We start from the raw sequence: 14,465 nt of genomic DNA on the forward strand, positions 1-14,465 counted from the left end.
ATTTACCTTACAGAGGATAGACGTCGATAGCCTGCTTAAAGTTTCACCCCACAAAAGAAAAAGCCCCCCACATGCTTAAAGTGGGAAGGCCTACCTACCTTTCTTAATCGAAGACGACACCGTCCAGCACGCCCTCATTCTTCAAATAGTCACGCAGCCAGTGATACTTTTCATCGCGCCAGAAAGAATCCTCTGCTACCAGCTTGACAGTCTCCTGTCTCGCTACCTCCAACGCCTTGTAATCACTTAATAAATCAGCGACTTTAAACTCCGGCAAGCCGCTCTGCTTTGTCCCGAAAAAATCACCCGGTCCTCGCAATTCTAAATCGCGCTGCGACAGCTCAAATCCATCCGTCGTCTCGCACATGACACGCATCCGCTCTTTTCCGATCTCGGATTTCGGATCAGCGATCAGCACACAATACGACTGTTCAGAGCCACGTCCTACCCGCCCGCGCAATTGGTGAAGCTGAGCAAGACCAAACCGCTCCGCATCATAAATCACCATATAGGTGGCATTCGGCACATTCACACCGACCTCTACGACCGTTGTACTGACCAGGACAGCATGCTCTGCCGCAAGAAAGGCTTGCATGACTGCATCCTTTTCCTTCGCTGGCAGTCGGCCATGCATCAATCCTACGCCGAATTCAGGGAAAATGTGTGTGAGCTGAGCATGTACATCAATCGCATTTTGTACATCGAGCTTTTCCGACTCCTCAATGAGCGGGCAAATAACGTACGCCTGTCGTCCTTTGCGCAGCTCATCCCGCATTTGCTCCAACACAGCCGGAAACTGATCATGCTTTTTCCATGTCGTCTCAATCGGTTTGCGCCCCGCAGGCATTTGATCAATCGTCGAGACGTCCATGTCGCCAAACGCCGTAATTGCCAGTGTTCTCGGAATTGGCGTTGCAGTCATAAACAAGACATCAGGTGACAAACCTTTATTTCGTAAAATTCGCCGCTGCTCCACACCGAATCGGTGCTGCTCGTCCGTAATCACGAGACCAAGACGGGAGAAAAAGACATCCTCTTGGATGAGCGCATGGGTGCCGACCACAACATCGATTAACCCCATTTGCAGAGAGCCGATGACTTCGCGTCTACGTTTCGCCGTCAGCGAGCCAGATAAGAGCGCGACCTGAATGCCGTAATCGGACAAGAGCTTCGTCAACGACTGCACATGCTGCTCGGCGAGAATCTCCGTCGGTACCATCAACGCTCCCTGATAACCTGCTTTCACCGCAGCAATCAGCGCGATGGCAGCTACGACGGTTTTCCCCGAGCCTACGTCCCCTTGCAGCAGCCGATTCATCGAATGAGGGGCCCGCATGTCGTCCAATATTTCTTTTACCACTCGTTTCTGTGCATCTGTCAGCGGGAACGGTAACCCTTTGACAAATTCCCGTACCTCTTCCATCGGGATCGCCAAAGCAACGCCTTCCGTTTGCTGCCGATTAATCTTGCGCAGTGTTTGCATTTTCAACTGGAATAAGAAAAGCTCCTCAAACATAATCCGTCGCCGCGCTTGACGACCATCTTCCGCATTTTCCGGAAAATGAATCGAATGAAAGGCATTTATCCGCGGCATCAGTCGGTAGCGCTCCACGATATCTGCCGGAAGGATCTCAGGAATCTCCTTGCCGTACTGACGCAACGCCAGTTGAATGGTTTTGCGCAGCAGGGTATGCGTCACATCGCCGCCAAGTGGATAGACAGGGGCGAGCTCACCTCGTTTTGTCGCACGTTCGGAGTCTACTTCTGTCATTTCGCTCACAGTGATTTGTAGCTTGTGCTTGTCCCATTTTCCTGTGACGAGGATTTCCTTGCCGGGCGACAGCCTGCTTTTGACAAACGTCTGATTGAACCAGACAGCCGTCACCACGACACGATCCATGACAACCTTGACGGACAGTCGTGATTTTCTTTTTCCATAAAAACGAACAGAGGGTTCGCCGTACACCGTACCTGCCAGCGTGACCCTCTCTCCGTCTTTTACTTCTGTCAAATCGCGCACACGGTAATCTTCATAGCGAGACGGGAAATACTCCAGCAAATCACCAATGCTGTTGATTCCCAGTCCTGCAAATGCCTTCGCCCGCTCTTCCCCTACCCCATGCAAAAGGGAGACGGGCGAATGATATGCACCAGCCATCTTACTTCTCCATCCGTACGCCGAACACTTTGGCTTCGATCATGCGGCCCGTTTGCGTGGCAGCAAGACCACCTTGTGCGGTTTCCTTCAGCGTAGTCGGCATGGCGCAGCCGATTCGGTACATGGCATCGATGACTTCATCTGTCGGGATTACGCTCTTGATGCCTGCCATTGCCATATCTGCGGCTACCGTCGCAATCGCTGCTCCCATCGCATTTCGTTTGACACATGGTACTTCAACTAGTCCGGCTACGGGGTCACAGACCAGACCGAGCATATTTTTCAACGCGATCGCCACTGCTTGGGCAGATTCTTCAGGCGTACCGCCAGCCATTTCTACAATCGCCGCCGCAGCCATGGCCGTTGCGGAGCCCACCTCTGCCTGACAACCACCCGCAGCACCCGAAATGAATGCGTTATTGGCGATGCAATACCCGATAGCGCCTGCTGTGAACAAATAATTGACCATTTCCTCGCGGGTCGGTTGCAGCTTGTCAGATACGGCAAACAACGTCCCTGGTACAATGCCACAAGCTCCTGCTGTAGGCGTTGCGACAATCGTACCCATTGCTGCGTTTACTTCGTTAACCGCCACAGACATCGAGACGGCATTCAAAAGTGTGGGACCAGACAAAAACGTCTTGGTCTCCATATATGTTTGCAGCTTCTTCGCATCGCCGCCCGTCAACCCGCTATGCGAGCGAATATCTTCGGTAAGCCCGCGACGTACTGCTTTTTCCATCACATCGAGGTTGGCGTACATATCTTGCATAATGGCATCCCGACTACGCTGGGAAACTTCCATTTCTGCTTCAATCATCACCTCGGAGATCTTCTTCCCCTGGGATTCGGCCAGCTCTACTAGTTCAGCCACATTACGAAACATCTGGTTGTTCACTCCTCTAATCCTGCTCGTCCTTTTGCTTAGTTTAATGCGAGCAGGGATACGTCAAAGATATGGGGGATTTGACGAATTTCCTCCAAGACTTCCGGCGAGATCGTCGAATCCGTTTCGATTGCCATCAAAGCACGCGAACCACGTGTGTGTCGAGACACTTCCATGAGCCCCACATTAATGTTGTGCTGGGTCAGCACCTTTGCCACAGCCGCAATCATCCCAAAGCGATCCTCATGCAAGACCAAGAGCGTCGGTGTATCGAAGCCCAACTGAAAGGAAAACCCGTTCACTTCCAACACTTCGATCTTCCCTCCACCAATGGAAACACCAACGATTTCAATCTGTTGCTCATCATCAGACAGCTTGATCCGCGCCGTGTTCGGGTGCTCTGTCAAAACGTCAGAAGTGGTCAACTCCACTTCCATGCCAGCTTTTTCTGCAATCACCAACGAATTTTTCAGACGCAAATCCGACGTGTCAAAGTCAAGAATTCCTGCAACAGTAGCCACATCAGAACCATGTCCTTGATACGTTTTTGCAAATGAGCCGTAAAAAACAATTTCTGCTCGCAAAGGCATTCTGCCAAACAGCTTGCGAGCCACACGACCGATACGGGCTGCACCAGCCGTATGGGAACTAGATGGCCCAACCATGATTGGACCGATAATATCAAATACGCTTTTGTACTTCAACCGGTTCTCCTCCTGAATCACAAGGGGTTCAACAAGATTCACTTTCATTGTATCCTACAGCCTTTGAAAGCGCTACAGAGGAAACTGTACGTAAAGCAATCATAACCGATTTATGCTGACAACATGCGGTCAAATCAGGCTAAATGAAAATACTCCCTCTGAAAAGAAGGGGGGTCGTCAAGGAAGTGAAATTAAGAATACCTTTACGGAATCTAGTTCTTGGTCGAAATCTGCTTGAACATCATTTCCTTCGTTTGCTGTTTCTACTATTGGAATTCCATCATGATAAGGGAAATGAATAAACTCGTTAATGATTGGTTCAAGCACATCAAGGATTTCAATCCTTCCGCTAAAGGGGAGTCTTTCATGAATCTGAGATATAAGATTAAATCTTAGTTGCGAAGCCTGCCAATCGAACCAAACATATAACAGCATTCCATGATCACTATTTGATTTTAAAATTTGCTGTTGTCTATTCTCTATTTATTAGCAGAAATTTCTTTGTTCAAATCATCTTTATGACCGCCAATAAATAGAGAGTCATACACAATATCCTCCAACTCATTAAGGAAATCATCCTTATTCACCAAAACCTCCCCCTTATTTCTCATAACTGTTAAATAGTTTTAACAGAACCTCTGTATAAAAAAGAAGCCCCCTGCCTCAGGGAAGCTCCTCTCCATACGATATATGCCTTACTTATCTTTTACCATGACGATCCCAAGAAGCCCTGGACCTGTATGCGTACCGATCACGGGACCAATCTGTTCCAACCAAGAGTCCGTTACCGAAAACTCTTGCTTGAGTCGCTCCAAGAGCTCAGCCGCTTGATCTGGAACACTGCTGTGCAGCACAGCGATTTTCACAGACTCCCCTTGCGCGTATTCCTGCAAAGCTTCAAATACGCGATTTAGGGCTTTCTTCGTCCCTCTTACCTTGTCAAAAGCAGACACGTACCCAGCGGTATCCAGTGTCAAAATCGGCTTGATATTCAAGAGCGAACCGATGACGGCAGATGCTTTGCCGATCCGACCGCCTTTTTGCAGGAACTCCAGTGTATCCACAATAAAGTATACCTGCACCTCATCCAAATAACGATCAATCTGATCCAGAATCTGCTCCTTGTTCTTGCCTGCTTGTGCGGCTTTGGCAGCCTCTACGCAGATCATTCCATGAACAAATGAAGCTTTGCGAGAATCGATCACCGTAATGTCGATATTTTCATCCAACATCGACTTGGCGATCATCGCTGATTGATACGTACCCGATAAGGAACCCGATAAGAGTATGGCAATGATTTGCACGTCCTTGCCATATTTCTCATAGATCGCTTTGTACGCTTCGGCAAATTCAAGCGGAGACGGCTGCGAGGTCGTTGGCATCACGCTCGATTGCTTCAGCTTATCGAAAAACTCCGAAGACGAGATAGTGACCGCATCCACATACGTTTCCGCCCCAAACATGATTTTCAACGGGACGGCCACGATCCCCAATGATTGCCTCACAGACGCATCGATATCAGACGCGCTGTCGGTAAGAATCACAATTGGCATTCTCGATCGCTCCTCTCCCTATTCGTTCGTATTCAAAAAGTTGGCTTTTACTCGACAGAAAAAATGAATGGATACAACGGTTGACCGCCTGCCTGGATCTCAACTTCCACATCCGGGTATGCATCAGACAAAGCTTTTTCTAAAGCATGAGCCTGATCTTCTGTCGCATCTTCTCCTAAGAATATCGTCACGATTTCGGAGTCTTCATCCACCATTCCCAAGAGCAGCGTCGTTGCGCAAGCTAGCAAGTCGGGACCTGCAGTGACGATTTCTTTCTCAGCCATGCCGATAAAATCGCCTTCATTGATTTCTACCTCACCCATTTGCGTGTCGCGAACCGCGTGCGTCACCATACCTGTTTTCACCTGAGCAATCGCCTTAGTCAACGCTTGCACGTTCGTTTCCGGTTCAACATCTGCACGGAAGCTGACCAGTGCTGCCAATCCCTGCGGAATGCTCTTCGTCGGTATGACAGATACAGGAACTTCAGCGAGCTCGGATGCCTGCTGTGCTGCCATGATGATATTGCTGTTGTTTGGCAGGATGATGATGTGCTGGGCATTCAGTCCTTCGATGGCCTTCATGAAGTCCTCTGTGCTCGGATTCATCGTTTGACCGCCCTCTACTACCACATGCACACCCATGCTGCGCAGAATCGTAGCGATTCCCCCACCAGCAGCTACCGCGATCAATCCGTATGGAAGCAGCTCTGTAGCAGGTTGAGCAGCTGTTTCTGGCTTCGCCTGTCCTTTGCTCTCTTCCGCTTTTAGAATGTTCGCATGCTGCTCGCGCATGTTTTCTATCTTCAGTCGATGCAGACTGCCGAATTGCTGAGCGTATTGCAATACGCTTCCCGGATGCTCTGCATGAATATGTACCTTGACGACTTCTTCATCAGAGACGACTAGTAATGAATCGCCCATCGTGTCCAGATGGTTGCGGAACAGCGCTTCTGAGAACGGCTTTTTGTTCGGCTCGGTGCTATGCGCGACATGAACCATAAACTCCGTACAATATCCGTACGTGATGTCTTCTGTTTTCATGTGGATTTGTGCATTATGCTGCTCAGAAATGAGCTTGTCCAGCTCTTCCTGACCGATTTTAGGTACCGAACGCTCACGATCGGCGGATAGCTCTTCCCCGCGTAATGCTCGCAAAAACCCTTCATAAATAAACAAGAGACCTTGTCCACCTGAGTCGACTACGCCCACTTCTTTTAGAACAGGCAGCATTTCCGGCGTACGCAACAGCGTAGCTTGCGCCTGCTCGTATGTTTTTTCCATGACAGAGATAATATCATCTGACGTGCGCGCTGCACGCACAGCCATCTCCGCCGCTTCACGGGCAACAGTCAAAATCGTGCCTTCTACCGGCTTCATCACTGCCTGATACGCAGAGTCAACACCAGCTTTCAAGGCATCGGCAAACTGACGGGCGTTAACCTCATCTTTTCCATTGACTGATTTGCTGAAGCCGCGGAATAACTGGGACAAAATCACGCCGGAGTTACCGCGCGCGCCCATTAACAGACCTTTTGCCAAAGCAGCTGCCGATTCAGTGATTCGGGGGGATTCTTTTCGAGTCAGCTCTTCCACACCGGAAGAGAAAGTCAAATTCATGTTTGTCCCCGTATCGCCATCCGGCACAGGAAAGACGTTTAATCCATCCACTACTCTGACGTTGTCGGATAAAAGGTTCGCCCCCAGGTAAACCATCCGGCTAAACAGCACGCCATCTAGACGCGTATGTACCAACTGATGTTCCTCCTTACATATCCCTGTCTGTACGAACTCCCTGCACAAAAATATTAACAGCAGTCACATCAATGCCTACCGTTTGCTCCAAGGTATATCGAACACGGCGTTGAACGTTGCCTGCCACCTCGGAAATTTTCACGCCATAGCTGACGATAATGTGCATGTCCAATACTACTTCGCCATTTGTGTTATGAACGACGACACCTTTGCTCAGGTTGTCTCTTCCTAACAGTTCAGCGATTCCATCTTTCAACGCTTTGCGAGAAGCCATGCCCACAAGTCCAAAAACTTCCATGGCCGCGCCTCCAGCGATCCGTGCGATCACATCTTCTGTAACATCGATCTTTCCTAGCGATGTATTCATTTCCACTGTCATGCAAGGACTCCTCCTCTGTTAAACAGCTTGACCGTCATAGGTAAGCATAACCATGCTTCCTTACAATTCTACACTAACACAAAAGAGAAATGAAGCGTTTTGTCGATCCTATCAACCCTATAAAAAACTGTATCGAGGTCTAGCATGGGGGAGCGACCGCGTTTTACTTCATAAATTCCTACACGTTGAGAAAGTAGGGGTAAATCATGTTGTCAAGTATTGCAATTGACAGCAATGTTGTGCTAATATAATCGAGTATTTGTATTTCCCACAAAGGAAATCCCGTTTATATGTAACAAGGGAGGTGGATTGTAATGGCACGTCGTTGCTTTGTAACAGGTAAATCTGCTAAAGCTGGAAACGCTCGCTCCCACTCCATGCGCGCAACTCGCCGCACTTGGGGTGTCAACGTACAAAAAGTGCGCATTCTCGTAAATGGAAAACCGAAGCGCGTTTATGTAAGTACTCGAGCACTGAAATCCGGTCTCGTAACTCGCGTATAGTTGATCTCAGCTATGCGAAAAAAAGCACCCTCGAGGTGCTTTTTTGCATTTCTCCCGTTTCTCCACTCTTCTCCCAAAGGAGAATCGGGGCCGAAGCTTCACTTCTTCTTGTTGAACGCCTCGATGATGCCCCGAATCATGCCACCCAGGAACTTCGGCAACTTGATGGTGTAAAACCGCATGCTACCCCTCCTCACCGAAATTACTACACACGATACAAATACACGCCGGCCCCTATGAGTGCTAATGCCAATAGGCTATACCAAACCCACGGAGGTGCCCAATACAAGAAAATGGTGATTCCCCCGACAGCCAACGCAACCCCGAGAACACGTCGCAAGGCGCCCCCCTGTCGCAGGCGATAGGAGCGCAATCCCATTTCGTGCCGCACCTCCTTTAGGTGTTCTCAAAAACGTGCATATTACATCATATTCTGCTGTCGGATAAACATGTATCCTGCCACATGAAAAAAGTATATGCCTAAGAAGTAAAAAATCAGGCAACGGAACTCGCTGCCTGATTACATTATGTGGATAAGTTTGTACTTGATACCGATTTTTCCTGTTTCTTATGCGACTCGATCGCGTGCGGGGAACAGTAGCTGCGATGCACTGCTAAGCACAACTGTCAAGACGACTCCTGCGATAATCATTTCTGGCAGCAGATACGTGATGTTATAAATGAGGGAATATTGCCAGACGGGTACACCTTCTGGCGCGTAGCTGCCAAACCAAATAATACCCGATAGAAAATGGCAGACAAATCGTCCAATCACGCCGATGAACAAGCCGCTCCACAGTACCATGATTCGTTGCTTCGTTCCTTCGTAGCCAGACAGGCGAACAAGCCCAGCGAGACCCAGCGCACCAAAAGCGAGCGGATAATCCAGCAACAGCTGAACTGGATGGACAACTGTACTGCCCAAGAGCAATTGAAGAAATCCGACAACAAGTCCTGTAATCACACCAGCAGCGAGTCCACGGCGAACAGCGATCAACGCGATTGGCACCATCACCAGGGATACAGAGCCGCCCTGTGGCATATCGAAAACCTTGATCTGACTAAACACAATTGCAAGAGCCGCCATCATCGCCATTTCCAACAAAATGACCAACCGTTGACGATCCAAAATAGTCACTCCTCAAAATAGAATAAACAAAAAATTTTTTACACTGATAATGTTTCTGATTCTAGCCCAAGTCTATGCTCGTGTCAAAGAAAAAAGCCGCTGCCTCATCGGCACTGCGGCTAGTTGTATTACCGAACCTTCTCCAAAAATTGCTGGGCACGTTCACTTCTTGGCTTTTGGAAAAACTCTTCTGGTGGCGTATCCTCCAACAGACGACCATCATCGAGGAACAAAATACGGTCTGACACCTCTTCAGCAAAGCGCATTTCATGCGTGACGATTGCCATGGTCATTCCACTATCAGCCAGCCCCTTCATAACCTCCAAAACCTCCTTGACCATCTCTGGGTCGAGGGCAGAGGTCGGCTCGTCAAACAGCATGATTTGTGGCTCCATCACCAGCGAACGGGCAATGGCTACACGCTGCTTCTGACCGCCTGACAACCGTGATGGAAAGACATCCGCTTTGTCTGCCAGCCCTACGCGCGCCAATAACTCTTTCGCCTTTTGTTCCGCTTCAGCCGCAGACATGCCTTTTACTTTCATTGGGGCATAGGTCAAGTTTTTCAATACCGTCATATGCGGAAACAGGTGAAAATGCTGGAAAACCATCCCGATTTGCTGACGAATGCCCATTACGTCAGCTTTTGGAGCTGTGATTTCCTGTCCGTTGATCGTAATTGTACCCGTCGTTGGTGTCTCCATCAGGTTGATGCAACGCAATAGCGTTGACTTCCCCGATCCAGATGGACCGATGATGGCGACAACCTCCCCTTTTCCAATGTTCGTAGTGATGCCCTTCAATACATTCAGTTGTCCAAATGACTTCGTAATGTTATCGATCTTAATCACTGAGTCTCATCCTCCGTTCCAGTACGCGAGCTACCCAAGTCAGGATCATAACCATGACATAGTACAGGGTACCGGCGATCATGTATGGCTCAAAATAGCGGAAGATGGTGCCTTTAACCACATTCGCGTTCTGCATGATGTCTGCAAGACCAATAGTGGAAACGAGTGCAGATTCCTTCAAAAGCGCAATTGTTTCATTGACAAGTGCAGGCAAGATATTTTTGACAGCCTGCGGCAAAATAATGTCGAGCATCATCCGGTGATATGGTACACCAAGCGCCTTAGCCGCTTCCCACTGCCCTTTATCCACCGCCAAAATTCCACCGCGAATCGTCTCAGAAATGTATGCACCTGAGTTTAGTGTAAACGTCAGTACAGCTGCTTCCAGTTGCGAAATGTTGTAGCCAGTAAGCTGTGGCGTTGCAAAATAAACAAAGGTCAGCTGCAAAATCAAAGGTGTCCCGCGGAAAACAGACGTATAGGCAACCGCGATCCAGTTTAGCAATTTCACATTCGAAATTTTAATGAGTGCGAGGATGGAGCCCCAGAAAAATCCCAATACAACCGAAATCAAAGTAACAAGTAGCGTGCCCTTTATCCCTTCCAATATGAAAGGAATATAGGGCACGATTTGTGCAAAATCCAAATTCATGCCCATTCTCCCCTCTTGCTGCTTATACCGTTATTCTTCGTTGCCTGGAGAGATTATTGACCGAACCATTTTTGAATCAGCTTGTCCATTTCTCCGTTTTCTTGCATCTTTTTAATAACTTCATTAAATTTCTCTACGTGTGGCGATCCTTGTGGAAACGCAACAGCAGAGCCATTCTGTTCGTTTTCTTCCAGAGTGGTGAATTGAAGAGTGTCATTGTTTTCCACAAAGCCTTTCGCTACCGTGTCCTCGATAATAGCAGCATCTACACGGCCCGCTTTTACTTCTTCGACAATCTCAGGTAGCTTGTTCAGCGAAGTGATCTGCAAGCCGGAAACAGTCTTAGCAATCTCCTTTGCTGCCCCTTCCTGAATAGAACCGAGCTGTACCGCCACTTTTTTGCCAGCCAATTGCTCAGGTTTGGTCAGATTGCTGTCTTTCTTTGCTACGATCGTATTTTTCGCATCGTAATAGATGGTGGAGAAATCAGCGTTCTTCTCGCGCTCAGGTGTTGCTGTCATGCCAGCCATAACGAAGTCCGCGCGATTCGTTTGCAGTGCCGGAATAAGTCCGTCAAAGTTCATGTCATTGATTTGCAGTTCATAGCCGAGCTCTTTTGCAATGTATTTCGCGATATCAATGTCAAAGCCGACAATCTCATCTTTTCCGCTGCTCAGATCGTGATATTCATATGGCTTATAGTCAGCAGAAGTAGCCATGACCAATGTTTTCTTATCGCCAGCAGAAGGTGCAGGTGCTTGTCCTGCTGCGGTTTGATTGCCTGTACCGCATCCAGCGATCACGACTGCCGCAAGCATAGAAGTAAGTGCCAGAGAAATAAATGATTTTGTTTTCTTCATGATGAACCCCCGTTGTTCTGATTTTTACGCATAAAGCAGTCTATTCGTAGCATTAATTTGCATGAAAACTTATATTTATGCATCACAATGATTATTTTACTCATAATCTGAACAATTTCAATCATTTTTTACTCACATTTCAAACGCGGAATATACAGAATTTTATGCACAAATCTTTATTTTTGTGGCAGAAAAGCAAACAAGGCTTTATAGTGCTAGTAAAAGGAATTACAGGAGGCTGACATGGAGAAAAACTGGACGACCTATTTTCGGCAGCAGCTCCCAGAAATTATTGAGGAACTGCGTACATATGTAGAGATGGAAACACCTACCCATAACAAGCAAGCTGTCGATCGATTAGGCAGCCTGATTGCCGAACGCTTTCGCCAATTGGGGTGTCGGGTAGAGAGCTTGCCACAAGAACAATACGGAAATCAGCTGCGAATGGAGTATGGAGATGGCGACGAGCAAATCCTCATTCTCGGTCACTTCGATACCGTAAAAGAGATTGGAACATTAGCCGTTGAGCCTTGTCGCGAGGAAAATGGCCGACTCTATGGGCCTGGTACATACGACATGAAAGCAGGGATCGTTTTTAGCTATTTCGCCCTGCGCGCCATGATGGAACATAATCTTTCGCCCAAAAATAAGCTCGTCTTTTTTTGGAACACCGACGAAGAGATTGGCAGTGTTTCCTCCGAAATGCTCATTAGAGAGGAAGCAAAAAGAAGTAAATATGCATTGGTACTGGAGCCTGCCGCTGGGGATGGCTCTTTGAAAACAAGCCGCAAAGGCGGCGGAGACTTCATTTTAAAAGTAACGGGGCGCGCTGCACATGCAGGCAATGATCACGCCAAGGGGATCAATGCGATCGCTGAGCTGGCTCACCACGTCCTCGATATTCAATCGTTTACGAATTATGAGGCGGGGACTACCCTGTCTGTCGGTACCATTACAGGCGGAAGTGCATCGAACGTCGTACCTGACTTTGCCATGACAGAAATCGATGTGCGTATCCAAAGCCGCGAGGAAAGCGAGCGTATTACCCAATTGATGAGTCAGTTGACCCCTGTCCATCCCGAAGCCAAGCTGTCCCTAGAAGGCGGGATCACCAAGCCCCCCATGGAACGAACGGCGGGTACCGAGCAACTGTTCTTGCATGCGCAGGAACAAGCTCGTCTGGAAGGATTTGAATTGACGGAGCAAGGTGTCGGTGGAACAAGCGACGGAAACTTCGCCGCTGATGCAGGAACACCAACGCTTGACGGTTTGGGACCTGTTGGTGATGGAGCCCACGCTTCCCACGAGCATATCGTCATTGACGCCATTCCTGGCAGGATTGCCGTAATGCTTCGGATGTTTTTAACCTTGTCATAATAAATTTACAGGTGTATAATTTTATGGAAAATTAAGGCTCCGTCTATTTAACGACGGAGCCTTATCTGCACTATTTTCGAATGGGCAGTCATATATATTCCTATTCGAATAACAAGGAGAGGTAAAACATGGAATCAATCACCACATCGCCAAGCAATCCCGTAGGATTTTGGCGCCGGCTGGGTGCCGGTCTGCTAGATGCAATCATTATCGGACTACCGCTACTACTGATCACCTATATCATTACAGGCAATACAGAAGACAATCTTGTTACCAATATCATCTCCTCACTGTATAGCCTCCTCGTGCCTGTATTTTGGCATGGCTATACAGTGGGCAAACGAATTGCCGTTATTCGCATCGCCCGAATCGATGGAGAGCCTGTAGGAATCGGAACCATGCTGTTACGCAACTTAGTTGGAGGAATCGTGTATGTCATTACACTCGGTCTTGGTATAATCGTCAGCGCCATCATGGTTGGTGTTCGTCAGGATAAACGCTCGATCCATGATTTGATCGCCGGTACGTATGTAACATCGAATCAGCCTTAATTTACCACTCATCCGAAATAGAATAGCAGCTCTGCGACGAAAAAAGGCCGGATATAATCATCCGGCCTCAGGCTGTCGAGAAACCCCCAGTCTGGATTTCTCGGATTAAGATGAAAAATTTTGACCTTCTAGATTCGCTTCTAAGGCGTTTTACGAAGGTGGGGAGACATATTTGTACCCCCTAAAATGGCACAGAAAGTCCCCTTTTTTGCGAAAGGGGACTTTCTCAACACTCTGAGGCCGGATATAATCATCCGGCCTTTTTATATTTCTATCCATCAAGCAGTTTATCGGAACAACACCTTATCTGTATTCGCATCCATAAACACCATAGTTGTGTACGGCGGTAGGCTTGCACGCACAATGATATAAGGTGTGTGCACCGCTGGCATTGTAATCTCTTCTGGAGCAGGATTTGTCAGCTCTACATAGACCGTGAGCATTTCCCATCCTTGCTGAGTTCCAACAACCTTCAAATTGTAGCCAGAGGTAGGCATTTCACCACGGGAGACCACATACAGGTCGCCTTGGCGATGTACACCCTTCTTCGATTTTACTTTTCCTACGAATGCTCGTTCAACCGCTGTCAATGTACCTTCTTTTTCGATAGACAATTTTTTCGTTTGCACGTCTTCTTGAGAAGTCGCGATCGGCTCCGAATGTTTTTGTTCAGCGTGCACGGCAGTTTGTGAAAATGGCAGAATGGAGAGAATGGTGAGAACCGCTACACTGTTTTTCCATAACGATTTCATACATGATCAACTCCTGATTTTTTTAGAGGGCGAGAAACATTTCTTGATACTGGCCAGTATCTCTCAGATAGGAAGTTTTTACCACTATCTGGATAATTTGATTTAATCATTATATTTATTGAAAAGCAATATTTTCCAAAATGTTTTATTTTTGTTAATTAACCTTTACCATATACGACCATAAATCCTTGTAATAATAGGAATAATTCGATTTTATTCTATTTGTAGCACGAACTATAATTATACTTTTATTTTTATTATTAATTGATTTATCACATAATTAATTGCAATATTCAGATGATTACAAACGACATAAATAGGAGAAAGCACAAAAAAGCTGACGCCGATTGCATATC

16 protein-coding genes are annotated in these 14,465 nt (G+C 47.6%); 3 read left to right on the forward strand and 13 right to left on the reverse strand.

Features of this window, described 5'->3' with window-relative positions:
- Positions 1-103 precede the first annotated feature (103 nt).
- The 6 genes from recG to ACM6JA_RS09005 form a co-directional block, all read right to left on the reverse strand.
- On the reverse strand, positions 104-2,158 hold the full coding sequence (recG, locus tag ACM6JA_RS08980; RefSeq protein WP_414852018.1) for an ATP-dependent DNA helicase RecG: 2,055 nt from the start codon (positions 2,156-2,158) through the stop codon (positions 104-106).
- 1 nt (position 2,159) lies between these two features.
- A complete protein-coding gene (sdaAA, locus tag ACM6JA_RS08985) occupies positions 2,160-3,044 on the reverse strand; it encodes an L-serine ammonia-lyase, iron-sulfur-dependent, subunit alpha (RefSeq protein ID WP_047068155.1) in 885 nt (294 codons plus the stop codon).
- Between the two features lie 38 nt (positions 3,045-3,082).
- A complete protein-coding gene (sdaAB, locus tag ACM6JA_RS08990; RefSeq protein WP_017249447.1) occupies positions 3,083-3,748 on the reverse strand; it encodes an L-serine ammonia-lyase, iron-sulfur-dependent subunit beta in 666 nt (221 codons plus the stop codon).
- A gap of 695 nt (positions 3,749-4,443) precedes the next feature.
- On the reverse strand, positions 4,444-5,301 hold the full coding sequence (locus ACM6JA_RS08995) for a DegV family protein (protein ID WP_414852019.1): 858 nt from the start codon (positions 5,299-5,301) through the stop codon (positions 4,444-4,446).
- Positions 5,302-5,348: 47 nt separating this feature from the next.
- Positions 5,349-7,055, reverse strand: coding sequence for a DAK2 domain-containing protein (locus ACM6JA_RS09000; protein ID WP_414852020.1), 1,707 nt, complete (start codon positions 7,053-7,055; stop codon positions 5,349-5,351).
- 13 nt (positions 7,056-7,068) lie between these two features.
- Positions 7,069-7,434 carry an Asp23/Gls24 family envelope stress response protein gene (locus ACM6JA_RS09005; protein ID WP_007728362.1) on the reverse strand — a complete coding sequence of 122 codons (366 nt, stop codon included), beginning with the start codon at positions 7,432-7,434 and terminating at the stop codon, positions 7,069-7,071.
- A gap of 314 nt (positions 7,435-7,748) precedes the next feature.
- Here ACM6JA_RS09005 and rpmB point away from each other — a divergent pair, with 314 nt between their 5' ends.
- Positions 7,749-7,937 (forward strand): 50S ribosomal protein L28, encoded by a 189-nt coding sequence (gene rpmB / locus ACM6JA_RS09010; protein WP_005831020.1) that lies wholly within the window; start codon positions 7,749-7,751, stop codon positions 7,935-7,937.
- Positions 7,938-8,035: 98 nt separating this feature from the next.
- On the opposite strand, the gene spoVM is transcribed toward rpmB, so the two are convergent.
- The 6 genes from spoVM to ACM6JA_RS09040 form a co-directional block, all read right to left on the reverse strand.
- Positions 8,036-8,119, reverse strand: coding sequence for a stage V sporulation protein SpoVM (gene spoVM / locus ACM6JA_RS09015; RefSeq protein WP_005831022.1), 84 nt, complete (start codon positions 8,117-8,119; stop codon positions 8,036-8,038).
- 23 nt (positions 8,120-8,142) lie between these two features.
- A complete protein-coding gene (locus ACM6JA_RS09020; protein WP_007728365.1) occupies positions 8,143-8,316 on the reverse strand; it encodes a hypothetical protein in 174 nt (57 codons plus the stop codon).
- Between the two features lie 189 nt (positions 8,317-8,505).
- Positions 8,506-9,066: an energy-coupled thiamine transporter ThiT gene (gene thiT / locus ACM6JA_RS09025; RefSeq protein ID WP_007728366.1), complete on the reverse strand. Its 561-nt coding sequence runs from the start codon at positions 9,064-9,066 to the stop codon at positions 8,506-8,508.
- A gap of 128 nt (positions 9,067-9,194) precedes the next feature.
- Positions 9,195-9,917, reverse strand: a complete 723-nt coding sequence (locus ACM6JA_RS09030; protein ID WP_007728367.1) for an amino acid ABC transporter ATP-binding protein — start codon at positions 9,915-9,917, stop codon at positions 9,195-9,197.
- The gene (locus tag ACM6JA_RS09035) at positions 9,910-10,569 is read right to left on the reverse strand and encodes an amino acid ABC transporter permease (protein WP_007728368.1); all 660 of its coding nucleotides are present in this window, start codon (positions 10,567-10,569) and stop codon (positions 9,910-9,912) included. The genes ACM6JA_RS09030 and ACM6JA_RS09035 overlap by 8 nt, the downstream gene beginning before the upstream one ends.
- Before the next feature lie 53 nt (positions 10,570-10,622).
- Positions 10,623-11,429, reverse strand: coding sequence for a transporter substrate-binding domain-containing protein (locus tag ACM6JA_RS09040; protein ID WP_414852021.1), 807 nt, complete (start codon positions 11,427-11,429; stop codon positions 10,623-10,625).
- Between the two features lie 243 nt (positions 11,430-11,672).
- Here ACM6JA_RS09040 and ACM6JA_RS09045 point away from each other — a divergent pair, with 243 nt between their 5' ends.
- Both ACM6JA_RS09045 and ACM6JA_RS09050 read left to right on the forward strand, forming a co-directional pair.
- Positions 11,673-12,806 (forward strand): M20 family metallopeptidase, encoded by a 1,134-nt coding sequence (locus tag ACM6JA_RS09045; RefSeq protein ID WP_007728370.1) that lies wholly within the window; start codon positions 11,673-11,675, stop codon positions 12,804-12,806.
- A gap of 128 nt (positions 12,807-12,934) precedes the next feature.
- Entirely contained in the window at positions 12,935-13,357 is a 423-nt protein-coding gene (locus tag ACM6JA_RS09050; protein WP_007728371.1) for an RDD family protein, read from the forward strand.
- A 287-nt stretch (positions 13,358-13,644) separates the two neighbouring features.
- Here ACM6JA_RS09050 and ACM6JA_RS09055 read toward each other — a convergent pair whose 3' ends face one another.
- Complete coding sequence (locus tag ACM6JA_RS09055; RefSeq protein ID WP_414852022.1) at positions 13,645-14,109, reverse strand: protease complex subunit PrcB family protein; 465 nt, start codon at positions 14,107-14,109, stop codon at positions 13,645-13,647.
- Between the last annotated feature and the right edge of the window lie 356 nt (positions 14,110-14,465).

This window comes from Brevibacillus sp. IT-7CA2, assembly GCF_949767855.1.
In the GTDB taxonomy this organism is placed as follows: domain Bacteria; phylum Bacillota; class Bacilli; order Brevibacillales; family Brevibacillaceae; genus Brevibacillus.